Below are 10,298 nucleotides of genomic sequence, written 5' to 3' on the forward strand. Positions count from 1 at the left end.
AAGCGAAATGGCCGCATATCTGCCTAGCTGCCGAAACCCAGGTGATCAATCTATACTGCGCCTTCTGCGTCGGTGCGCCGCATGCATCAATACCTTAAGGAGAAAAGAGCAATGCCCAAGATCGCTACGGCCTGGATCGCCGTGCTCAAGGCCGGTTTCGTCGCTGCTGTCGCCCTGGCGGGCGCAGCCCCTGCGCTTGCTGCCGAAGAAGATCCGTGGGAAGGCTTCAACCGCGCAGTGTTCCGTTTCAACGACACCGTGGATACTTACACCCTCAAACCCTTGGCCAAGGGCTACCAGAAGGTGACGCCGGAGTTTCTCGAAGACGGCATCGGCAACGTGTTCAGCAACCTTGGTGATGTAGTTGTGCTGACCAATGATCTGCTGCAGGGCAAGGTCCGCGATGCAGGCATTGATACCAGTCGGATCCTGTTCAACACCACCTTCGGCGTGCTCGGCTTCTTCGACGTTGCCACCCGCATGGGCCTGCACAAGAACGACGAAGATTTCGGACAGACCCTGGGAGTATGGGGATTGGGCAGCGGCCCATACGTTGTGCTACCGCTGCTGGGGCCTAGCAGCGTACGGGACGCTTTCGGTCGAGTGCCCGATTCCTTCCTTGAACCTTATCCCCACATGGACCATGTGCCGACACGCAACGTGACGCGCGGAGTAGATTTGGTGGATACGCGAGCCGGGCTGCTTTCTGCCGAGAAGATGATTCGTGGTGATCGCTATATCTTCGTGCGAAATGCCTATCTGCAGAACCGTGAGTTCCGCACCAACGACGGCGAAGTCGAAGACGACTTCTAAGCCTGGCCGCATTTTTGCGGCCATCGCCGGATAGCGAGATGGATCAGGACATCGAAAGAATGGCGAGGCCCAGGCTCTGCCGACCATCGTCCAGCTGGCTGACGCGCACTACTTCAGTCTGCGCGTCGAGCCCTTTCAATTCGCTGTGCTCGGAGGGGATCAGTACGCGAACCTTGTCACCCATGGTCAGCGTGGTGCCGGCCAAAACCTGCATTCCGGTGCTGGAGAGGTCGATGCAGGTCCCGCTGAGCTTTGTATCGCCATGTTCCAGTGCTACGGTTGTTTCGATCTGCATCCGGATGAAATCGCGTTTTTCGCTGTAATCACGGTCTTTCTGGCTCATGGTCTAAACCTTTTATATATGGCTTGCGGCTTTGTTATAGCTCCCCTCAATTCGACCTGTAAAGGTGCCGGCCGGTCGGCTTGAAACCCCGATCGTATGGGAGTACCGTCTGCGCCTTGAAACGAACCCATGCCCAGCGTCATGCGGGGCCAATGTTTTCGCCAATCATCCTGGCGACATCGCCTGGTAGGAACATGCATAAACCAAGCGCGACGCTGCTGATCATAGATGACGACGATGTGGTTCGGGCCAGTCTGGCCGCCTATCTGGATGACAGCGGCTTTCGTGTTCTGCAGGCCGGTAACGGTCCGCAGGGCATGGAACTCTTCGAGTCCGAGCAGCCTGATCTGGTTATCTGCGATTTGCGTATGCCACAGATGGACGGCCTTGAGCTGATCCGCCTGATCAGCGAGCGCCAGCTCGATCTACCAGTGATCGTAGTGTCCGGTGCCGGAGTGATGAGTGATGCGGTGGAGGCTCTGCGACTTGGCGCAGCCGACTACCTGATCAAGCCCCTCGAAGACCTGGCGATGCTCGAGCATTCGGTTCACCGCGCCCTGGATCGTTCGCGCCTGCGTTTGGAGAACCGCCGTTACCGCGAGCAGCTGGAAACGGCCAACCGTGATCTGCAGGCCAGCCTGCATCTGCTGCAGGAAGATCAGGACGCTGGGCGCCAGGTGCAGATGAACATGCTGCCGGTGACGCCCTGGAGTGTCGATGACTTCGACTTCGCGCACCAGATTATCCCGTCGCTATATTTGTCCGGTGACTTTGTCGACTATTTCCGTGTGGATGATCGTCGTATCGGTTTCTATCTCGCCGACGTGTCTGGCCATGGTGCGTCTTCGGCGTTCGTCACCGTTCTGCTCAAATTCATGACTACGCGCCTACTGTATGAGTCCCGCCGGGGAGGCACACTGCGTGAATTCAAACCGTCGGAAGTGCTCGATCACATCAATCGGGGGCTGATCAACTGCAAGCTGGGCAAGCACGTCACCATGCTGGGCGGCGTTATCGACCAGGAGCATGACGTGTTGCACTACAGCATCGGTGGCCACTTGCCGATGCCGGTCCTCTACACGGGCGACGGCGCACGCTATTTGGAAGGGCGAGGGCTGCCGGTCGGACTATTCGTCGAAGCCACCTATCAGAATTTCGAGCTGAAGCTTCCGGAGACCTTCAGCCTCACGTTGCTCTCCGATGGCATTTTGGACCTTTTGCCGGGCGAGACACTCAAAGAAAAGGAGTCCGCGCTGCCCGGTCTGATTACGGACGCCGGTGGCACGCTGGATGGATTGCGTCGAGTCCTCGGGCTGGCTGACCTCGCTGACATGCCCGACGATATCGCCTTGCTGGTGTTGAGCAGGAACCTTGCATGAGTACTGGTAGAATCCAGTTCGCCGAGATGGATGGCACCTTTGTTCTGAAATTCATCGGTGAAATCCGCCTGACCCTATGTTCGGCGCTGGATGCGACGATCGAGAAAATCTTTTCGTCGCGCAATTTTTCTTCGATCGTCATCGATCTGACCGAGAGTCGCAGCATCGACAGCACCACGTTGGGGCTGTTGGCCAAGCTATCCATCCTGTCGCGGCAGAAGGTTGGCATGTTGCCGACTCTGGTCACCACTCACCCGGATATCACTCGACTCTTGCAGTCGATGGGCTTCGATCAGGTGTTCAATATCGTCGACACCCCGTTGCCTTGCCCGGAGTGTCTGGCCGATTTGCCCTCGCAGGACCAGTCCGAAGAGGTGGTTAAAGCCAAGGTGCTCGAGGCTCACCGAATACTGATGAGCCTCAATGAATCCAACCGCGAGGCCTTCCATGACCTTGTCACCGCATTGGAACGGTCCTGATCAGAGCGGTTTCTTCAGGCCAGCTTTGCCAATAGCGCTTCGAGCTTTTCCTGATCCCGTGCGAACTGCCGGATGCCCTCGGCAAGCTTTTCGGTTGCCATCGCATCCTCGTTCAGCCCCCAGCGGAAGCTCTTCTCATCCAGGCTGATACGCGCTTCTGATTCGCGACCGGGCTGCAGTTTGCGCTCCAGTGTTCCGCCGGCTTCGGCCAGGTCGCCGAGTAGTTCTGGACTGATGGTGAGTCGATCACAACCGGCCAGTGCCTCGATCTGTCCTACATTGCGGAAGCTAGCGCCCATTACCACCGTCTTGTAGCCGTGAGTCTTGTAGTAGTCGTAGATGCGGCTGACCGACTGCACGCCAGGGTCGTCCGAACCCTGGTAATCGCGGCCTTCATGCTTCTTGTACCAGTCGTAGATACGGCCGACGAAGGGCGAGATCAAGAATACGCCGGCTTCGGCGCACGCTACCGCCTGAGTGAAAGAGAACAGCAGTGTGAGGTTGGTTTGGATGCCGGCCTTTTCCAATTGTTCGGCCGCACGAATGCCTTCCCATGTGGAGGCAATTTTGATCAGCACGCGCTCGCGGCTGATTCCGGCCTGTTCGTAAAGACCAATCAGGCGTTCGCCGCGCTGGACCATCGCTTGGGTATCGAAGGACAGACGCGCGTCGACTTCGGTAGAGATGCGCCCGGGGATAAGCTCCAGAATCTGCTTGCCGACCGCAACGGCGAAGAGGTCGCAAGCCAGACCGATATCGCCCTGACATTGCTTCATTGCATTACCCAAGTCGTCGGCATAACGCGGCATCGCGGCTGCCTTGAGCAGCAGCGACGGGTTGGTAGTGGCGTCTACCGGCTTCAGACGGGCAATGGCGTCGATATCACCGGTGTCGGCGACGACGGTCGTGAACTGCTTGAGTTGTTCCAGCTTGGAAGTCATTTAAGAGGGGCTCCGTCCTGTTAAGTGGCATGACCTTACCCGAGCCAGTCAGCCCGCTCAACGAGCGGATGACCCGGATGCGCCTGGCCTTTGATACAAATGCCAGGACTGCGTTCCTTGTTCGCGGAACTCTCAGTGCCCCTCGAGGAGCGCCGCGGCCTGATCGAGCAATACAAGTGGCTCGCTCGTCTTGTGGATATCCACCGACAGCAGCTGGCGAAAGCGCCGTGCTCCATTAAAACCCTGGCCCAGTCCGAGCACGTGGCGGGTGATGTGATGCATCGCGCCACCCTCTGCCAGGTGCCGCTCGATGTAGGGCCGCATGTTGCGCAGGACTTGCGCTCGGCTGATTACCGGCGCCTCGCTAGCGAACAGTTCCTGGTCGACGCGGGCCAGCAGATAGGGGTTGTGGTAAGCCTCGCGGCCTAGCATGACACCATCGAAAACCTGTAGGTGTTCGTGACACTCGCCCAGCGTCTTGATGCCCCCGTTCAGTATGATCTCGAGATATGGGAAGTCCTGCTTCAGCTGCGTGGCAATGTCGTAACGCAGTGGCGGTACCTCGCGATTCTGCTTGGGTGACAGCCCCTCCAGAATTGCGATGCGTGCATGCACGGTGAAACTGCGGCAGCCGGCGTCGCGTACCTGCCCGACAAAATCGCACAGCTCAGCATAGCTGTCGCGCCCATTGATACCGATGCGATGCTTGACGGTGACCTCGATATCTACCGCATCGCGCATCGCCTTGACGCAATCGGCCACCAGCGACGGATGACCCATCAGGCAGGCGCCGATCATGTTGTTCTGCACTCGATCGCTGGGGCAACCGATGTTGAGGTTCACTTCGTCATAACCCGCGGCTTCAGCAAGCTGCGCACAAGCGGCCAGCTCCGCCGGTACGCTGCCGCCTAGTTGAAGGGCAAGCGGATGCTCACTTTCATGGTGCTGCAGAAAACGCTGCGCATGGCCGTGTAGCAGCGCGCCTGTAGTGACCATTTCGGTATAGAGGAGAGCGCGTTGCGATAGCTGGCGCAGGAAGTACCTACAGTGCCTATCAGTCCAGTCCATCATCGGCGCGACAGAGAAGCGGCGGGACAGTGCAGGGCGCGTCGTTTCTTTTACCATTGGGGCTTCCAGCTATTCGTGTTGCTGTCGTATTCACGGGTCATTTGAAGAGCCCGGTGCTGAGCTACCACATCGAGTGTCGGCGTGTGATGCCTGCTCGCCGCCTGGCCCGCTACGGCTACGAACAGCCGCAATAGCACGCTGAAGGTGCTGTGAGCAGCCCGATAAATACTAATCAGCAAAAGGCGGCGAGTTTACACCGTGAGGCGGCCTTGCGCGTAGCGCGCGGTCGTCGAGGCCTGTCCGGGCGACGCGAAGCGATTCGCTACGAGGTTCAATCCGAGTTCTGGGCGCGCACGTTGATGCACATGCCAGGCCCTTTTCTCGTAATCCAGTTCAGCAGCCCTAGTCGCATACAAAGAAGAGCTATATGCTTCATATATGTTTCGTATAGGAGGTTTCATGGGCATTGTAAAAATTTCTGAAGCCATGCACGACAATTTGCGCATAGCGGGCAATGCCTTGAGTCGCTCGATCAACGCTCAGGCGGAGCATTGGCTGCGTATCGGGATGCTTGCTGAGCTATATCCAGAACTGAATCACCATGACATTTGCAGGCTGCTGATACGCGCTGAGCAAGGCGGTATTGACCTCCTGCAGGTCTGCGCCCAGCCAGGTCTGCTCGACGGTTCCGATCCGCAGGTAGCGCCGAGAGCTCGCGCATGAGAGTGAATGTGGTGATTAACAGTCCCGAGCAAGTCGCTATGTCCCGCGCCGCTGGGGCGCTTGCCGCAGAGGTGCTTGCGATGATCGCTCCCCACGTCAAGGCAGGCGTATCGACTGAGCAGCTCGACAAGCGCTGTCATGACTTCATCGTCGATGAGCTGAAAGCCATACCTGCCAATATCGGTTATCACGGGTATCAGAAAACGTTGTGTACTTCCGTCAATCAGGTGGTCTGTCACGGAATTCCATCAGGGAAAGCGCTCGAAGACGGAGATATCGTGAATATTGATGTGGCCGTGATCAAGGATGGCTGGTACGGCGATACTAGTCGGATGTATTTCGTGGGTGAACCCAGCCCGAAAGCACGGCATCTGGTCGAGACAGCGTATGAGGCTATGTGGGCGGGCATTGGAGTCGTGCGTCCCGGCGCTACCCTTGGGGACGTCGGATATGCGATCCAGAAGCTCGCCGAGGACGCGGGATTTAGCGTCGTGCGCGATTACTGCGGCCATGGCATTGGCAAGGTCTACCACGACAAGCCGGACGTCCTTCACTACGGAAGGCCAGGGCAAGGCCTTGTCTTGCAGCCGGGCATGATTTTCACGATTGAGCCCATGCTGAACGCAGGCAAGTTCGGCGTCAAAACGCTGAATGATGGGTGGACTGTGGTGACCAGGGATCAGTCGCTGTCGGCCCAGTGGGAACACATGGTTGCTGTCACGGATGACGGATTCGAAGTGCTCACGGTCTGGCCCGAACACAGGGAAGTGCCGCGGAGCGTAGATGTTTAAGCGTTGTCGGGGTTTATGCCACATGCCCACGCCGCTGGTGGGCTAAGGATTTCTGTTCGGTGATGCGGGTAGGCGAGCTGATGCTTGATTCGCATTCGGATCATGCCCGTTTTGAGTGGCCTAGCACCCAAGTTGCATGGATTCAGCGGGTGCGCCGTTAGTTTCAGCGTGCTGCCTCTTTTAGCAAAACGGTACTCAGCTGAGGTGGCTGTGCATACGATCTCCTAATCGCGACGTCGGGACGTGGCCCGCGGCTGCAGCTGGTCCAGAGCAGGGGAATTCTGCCTTGCCCACTCGTAGACCATTTCAATCGGTTGGACCATCAGTCTGCCAAGCGGCGAGAGCGCATAGCTCACCTCTGGCGGCACCGAATCAAGCTGGTGGCGTTCGATCAGCCCGCTTGCCTCCAGCTCTCTAAGGGTCTGGATCAACATCTTCTTTGATATTCCGGGCAGGCTTCTATGGAGAACGCCGCTGCGGGCCACCCCATTATGTCGAGCCTGGAGGGTGTGCAGGATCATGCTGGTCCATTTGGTCGAGAAGATCTCGAGCACTCGCCTCGGAGCGCAGTCTTCACGCCATTGTTCTTCATCAGAGCCTGGTTGCATGGGAGTGGTTACCATTTGGTGCCGACTTGGATCGACATTTTTTAGTGAGTAGGGTGCGGGCCTGTACATTTTGTGGAGGTCTGAACATGACAAATCAAGCACTGGTGGTCGGAGCAAGTGGGATAGTCGGAACGGCTGTGTCGCGTCTATTGGCAGAAGAAGGTTGGGCGGTAGCTGGGCTAGCTCGGCGCCCAATCGCCGAAGCTGGCGTGACTCCGATCAGCGCAGACCTGCTCGACGTTCCCGCACTGAGCTCCGGGCTGAGCGGTGTGGCTCCCTCTCACATCTTTCTGAGCACTTGGGCCCGCCAAGCCAGCGAAGCGGAGAATATCCGTGTCAATGCACAGATGGTGCGTAACGTGCTCGAAGCCGTTCGGCCTTCCCGCTCGGTTCGTCACGTTGCGCTGGTGACCGGCCTCAAACACTATCTCGGCCCTTTCGAAGCCTATGGTAAGGGCTCGCTGCCTCAAACACCGTTTCGTGAAGAGCAGGGGCGATTGGACGTTGAGAATTTCTATTACGCCCAGGAAGATGAACTTTTTTCAGCGGCGGTCCGGGACGGATTTACCTGGAGCGTTCACCGACCTCATACCATCACCGGAATTGCTGTGGGCAACGCCATGAATATGGCAACCACTCTGGCGGTCTATGCATCGATCTGCCGCTTTACCGGGCGGCCGTTCCGCTTTCCGGGCTCTGAAGTCCAGTGGAGCAGCCTGACCGATATGACGGATGCGGGGCAGCTCGCAAAGCATCTGCGCTGGGCCTCGACGACGCCAGCAGCAGCGAACCAAGCCTTCAATATTGTCAACGGCGATGTATTTCGCTGGAAGTGGATGTGGGCGCGCATCGCCGAGTGGTTTGAGCTTGAAGCAGCGCCGTTTGATGGTCCGGCACCTCTGGAGCAGCAAATGGCTGACGACGCTCAAATCTGGAGCGACATGGCACAGCAGTTCAACCTCGTTGAGCCTGACATCGATAGGCTCATCTCACCGTGGCACACCGATGCCGACCTTGGTCGGCCGATCGAGGTGGTCACGGACATGTCGAAAAGTCGGAAGCTCGGGTTTCTTGATTACCAAGCTAGCGATGACGCATTTTTCGACGTATTCACCAAGTTGCGAGCGAGCAAGCTCATTCCGGGCTGAGGTAAGGGGCAGGGCAACGACACTCAGAGCAGGAAATCGGATCGGTGTCGGTGTCGGTGTCGGTGTCGGTGCGTAGCGCTGCTGGACTGAGACGTGAGCTCAGGATAATTGCGTTCAATGGAGGCCGGGGTTCATGGCCGGCTTTTTTGCGCCGTTGGCCAGACGCCGCGTCCACGCGCTGGGGAGTCTGCCCTGCTCAGGGGAGGAGGTTGTTTGGGAGGCGTATTCGGACGGGTCAGGCTTGGCGGTCTCCACCATTACCTCGCACGCACACGTTGTTTTTCGCGCGCTGATGGAACTCCGCGACGTAAAGCGTTCCAAACCTGAGTTGTCGCGCGTCTCGTCTGACAGACTCGGTCGGCGTGCGTAACGACCTACAAACTTACTTTAGGGAAGAAAAAATGCTTCAGCATGAAAGGAATTACAGCGAAAAACGCGACTTCATTCGTATGCCCATCGAGACGCCGATAACCCTGTCGCAGGGCGCGCAGACCTTGCAGGGAGTTTGTCAGGATCTATCTAGTACCGGCATGCAAGTGCTCGCTGCTACCTCGTTCAAGCTGGGCGATAAGATCCGCGTCCATATACCCTCCGAACACGCCGAGCTCAAAGGCCTCGACGCCCTGACCGAAGTGGTGCGCGTCGGCGCCCATGAGGATGGCCGCCAGAAGCTGGGTCTCACCATTCACTCGATGAACTGAAGCGCCTCTTGGGGCTGGGACGGTTTAGCCCCATTTCATCACGCTCTGGTATCGCCCCTAACAGGCGCCGGTACACCCATTATTTCGGCGGCCAAGTGCCGCTTCAGGCGGCAAATGATCGTCCTTTGAAGGCTGATGGCCTTTTATAATTAATATGATGGCAATTTAGTGAACTATTGCCATCATCGCCGTTCATAGGATGTGCTGCTTATCCACCCACAAGGACTGGTTAGGGGAGCAACCGCACTTTGGCCAGCTCGTCTGAGCTGCGGTGGCGAAGGATCGCACAACATCGGGACGGTGATAGGGAACTGCCGCTGGAAGCGGCTCAGGAAAAAGGACGACGAGTAAACCCGCTTCGGCGGGTTTTTTTTTGACCCTGTATTTGTCTTCGCAGTGACGACCCGATGTGCCCGAGTACCGTATCTGCAAAGTCCCTGGACTGCTGGGGACGCTGCTTCTTCCAAACCGTGCGCGGGATGCCCCATGGGCGAGCCTCCATCGTAGTCTTGCGTGCGTTATGAGGCTTGACAAAGAATCTACTTATTAGAGGCTGTTCGCTCTCTGCAGCCGCCGCCGGATTTATCGCGACGGCGAACCTTGGGTGGCTGCGACGCTTGGCGCCAGCCAGAGCGCCTTCGGCTCCCGGTAGGACGACATGGCTTCGTCGCCTTTGTCATGTCCGGGCTAGTAGCAACTGTGTGCTATATCAGCAGCAACAACGTCGTCGATACCGGTAGTGGGTACGAGGGTAGGGCTCGCGAGGGTGATGTGGGCGTCGGCTAATAGGGTGCAAAGCGGCTCATTGAGAAACGTAGCCATCCGTATCCGCCACGTGGTTGCGCGTGCCAATTACCGTAGCGCCATAGATGAGGACCGGCTAATGCAGAGCGATACACTCTCTGGGTATTAACAACAGGGTTGCGAACGCGCCATTATTGGGGGTGATAGAGAAACAACGCATAAAGTCTGAATTAACGGTTGACGGTAGTTTTCAGGCCCCTATAATGCGCACCACTTCCGGCGCAGTCCTTAAGCAAAACCTCTTGTAAATCAAAAGGTTAGCGAAATAAAAGGGTTGCACTGGTGGTGGATTCGAGTAGAATGCGCCGGGCTGGCAGGGCGGTGGTTTAGCGCTGCTGGTGGCTTCGGTCAGGTTGATCGGAAGCGGTTGAAGGAGGTGGTTGACAGCGGTTTTGAACGCTGTATGATTCGCCTCCCGCTGATGAGAGACGCAAGTTGATCTGAAGCGCAAGCGGTTGAGAAGAAAGAAAAACTTCTTCAAAAACAGCTTGACAGGTAAC

Annotated in this window: 12 protein-coding genes; 7 read left to right on the forward strand and 5 right to left on the reverse strand. The window is 57.5% G+C overall.

The features are described 5' to 3' along the window. Positions 1-111 precede the first annotated feature (111 nt). Complete coding sequence (locus tag CXK91_RS14830) at positions 112-813, forward strand: MlaA family lipoprotein (protein ID WP_103456880.1); 702 nt, start codon at positions 112-114, stop codon at positions 811-813. Positions 814-856: 43 nt separating this feature from the next. Here CXK91_RS14830 and CXK91_RS14835 read toward each other — a convergent pair whose 3' ends face one another. Further along, positions 857-1,156 carry a PilZ domain-containing protein gene (locus CXK91_RS14835; RefSeq protein ID WP_103456881.1) on the reverse strand — a complete coding sequence of 100 codons (300 nt, stop codon included), beginning with the start codon at positions 1,154-1,156 and terminating at the stop codon, positions 857-859. 194 nt (positions 1,157-1,350) lie between these two features. Here CXK91_RS14835 and rssB point away from each other — a divergent pair, with 194 nt between their 5' ends. Continuing rightward, on the forward strand, positions 1,351-2,535 hold the full coding sequence (gene rssB, locus CXK91_RS14840; protein WP_103456882.1) for a two-component system response regulator RssB: 1,185 nt from the start codon (positions 1,351-1,353) through the stop codon (positions 2,533-2,535). Next, positions 2,532-3,014 (forward strand): anti-sigma factor antagonist RssC, encoded by a 483-nt coding sequence (gene rssC, locus CXK91_RS14845; RefSeq protein WP_003301853.1) that lies wholly within the window; start codon positions 2,532-2,534, stop codon positions 3,012-3,014. Before rssB ends, rssC begins: the two co-directional genes overlap by 4 nt. A gap of 14 nt (positions 3,015-3,028) precedes the next feature. Here rssC and tal read toward each other — a convergent pair whose 3' ends face one another. Together tal and dusA are read right to left on the reverse strand one after the other, a co-directional pair. Further along, on the reverse strand, positions 3,029-3,955 hold the full coding sequence (gene tal, locus CXK91_RS14850; protein WP_103456883.1) for a transaldolase: 927 nt from the start codon (positions 3,953-3,955) through the stop codon (positions 3,029-3,031). A 132-nt stretch (positions 3,956-4,087) separates the two neighbouring features. Further along, on the reverse strand, positions 4,088-5,080 hold the full coding sequence (dusA, locus tag CXK91_RS14855; RefSeq protein ID WP_103456884.1) for a tRNA dihydrouridine(20/20a) synthase DusA: 993 nt from the start codon (positions 5,078-5,080) through the stop codon (positions 4,088-4,090). Between the two features lie 402 nt (positions 5,081-5,482). On the opposite strand from dusA, the gene CXK91_RS14860 reads away from it, so the two are divergent. Beyond that, positions 5,483-5,746 (forward strand): ParD-like family protein, encoded by a 264-nt coding sequence (locus CXK91_RS14860; RefSeq protein ID WP_103456885.1) that lies wholly within the window; start codon positions 5,483-5,485, stop codon positions 5,744-5,746. Continuing rightward, on the forward strand, positions 5,743-6,537 hold the full coding sequence (gene map / locus CXK91_RS14865; RefSeq protein WP_103456886.1) for a type I methionyl aminopeptidase: 795 nt from the start codon (positions 5,743-5,745) through the stop codon (positions 6,535-6,537). Before CXK91_RS14860 ends, map begins: the two co-directional genes overlap by 4 nt. 224 nt (positions 6,538-6,761) lie before the next feature. Here the strand turns inward: map and CXK91_RS14870 are convergent, their stop codons facing one another. Beyond that, on the reverse strand, positions 6,762-7,091 hold the full coding sequence (locus tag CXK91_RS14870) for a winged helix-turn-helix transcriptional regulator (RefSeq protein ID WP_256055730.1): 330 nt from the start codon (positions 7,089-7,091) through the stop codon (positions 6,762-6,764). A 140-nt stretch (positions 7,092-7,231) separates the two neighbouring features. Here CXK91_RS14870 and CXK91_RS14875 point away from each other — a divergent pair, with 140 nt between their 5' ends. Next, on the forward strand, positions 7,232-8,293 hold the full coding sequence (locus CXK91_RS14875) for an SDR family oxidoreductase (protein WP_103456888.1): 1,062 nt from the start codon (positions 7,232-7,234) through the stop codon (positions 8,291-8,293). Between the two features lie 401 nt (positions 8,294-8,694). Continuing rightward, entirely contained in the window at positions 8,695-8,994 is a 300-nt protein-coding gene (locus CXK91_RS14885; protein WP_103456890.1) for a PilZ domain-containing protein, read from the forward strand. 994 nt (positions 8,995-9,988) lie between these two features. Here the strand turns inward: CXK91_RS14885 and CXK91_RS22810 are convergent. After that, on the reverse strand, positions 9,989-10,298 hold a 310-nt coding region (locus tag CXK91_RS22810), incomplete at its 5' end, for a hypothetical protein (protein WP_103456891.1).

The sequence above is a fragment of the Stutzerimonas stutzeri genome, from assembly GCF_002909485.1.
Classification (GTDB): domain Bacteria; phylum Pseudomonadota; class Gammaproteobacteria; order Pseudomonadales; family Pseudomonadaceae; genus Stutzerimonas; species Stutzerimonas stutzeri_AH.

Coding starts and splice junctions, on each gene's coding strand:
- CXK91_RS14830 (WP_103456880.1), top strand. CDS start 112: ATGCCCAAGATCGCTACGGCCTGGATCGCCGTGCTCAAGGCCGGTTTC.
- CXK91_RS14835 (WP_103456881.1), bottom strand. CDS start 1,156: ATGAGCCAGAAAGACCGTGATTACAGCGAAAAACGCGATTTCATCCGG.
- rssB (WP_103456882.1), top strand. CDS start 1,351: ATGCATAAACCAAGCGCGACGCTGCTGATCATAGATGACGACGATGTG.
- rssC (WP_003301853.1), top strand. CDS start 2,532: ATGAGTACTGGTAGAATCCAGTTCGCCGAGATGGATGGCACCTTTGTT.
- tal (WP_103456883.1), bottom strand. CDS start 3,955: ATGACTTCCAAGCTGGAACAACTCAAGCAGTTCACGACCGTCGTCGCC.
- dusA (WP_103456884.1), bottom strand. CDS start 5,080: ATGGTAAAAGAAACGACGCGCCCTGCACTGTCCCGCCGCTTCTCTGTC.
- CXK91_RS14860 (WP_103456885.1), top strand. CDS start 5,483: ATGGGCATTGTAAAAATTTCTGAAGCCATGCACGACAATTTGCGCATA.
- map (WP_103456886.1), top strand. CDS start 5,743: ATGAGAGTGAATGTGGTGATTAACAGTCCCGAGCAAGTCGCTATGTCC.
- CXK91_RS14875 (WP_103456888.1), top strand. CDS start 7,232: ATGACAAATCAAGCACTGGTGGTCGGAGCAAGTGGGATAGTCGGAACG.
- CXK91_RS14885 (WP_103456890.1), top strand. CDS start 8,695: ATGCTTCAGCATGAAAGGAATTACAGCGAAAAACGCGACTTCATTCGT.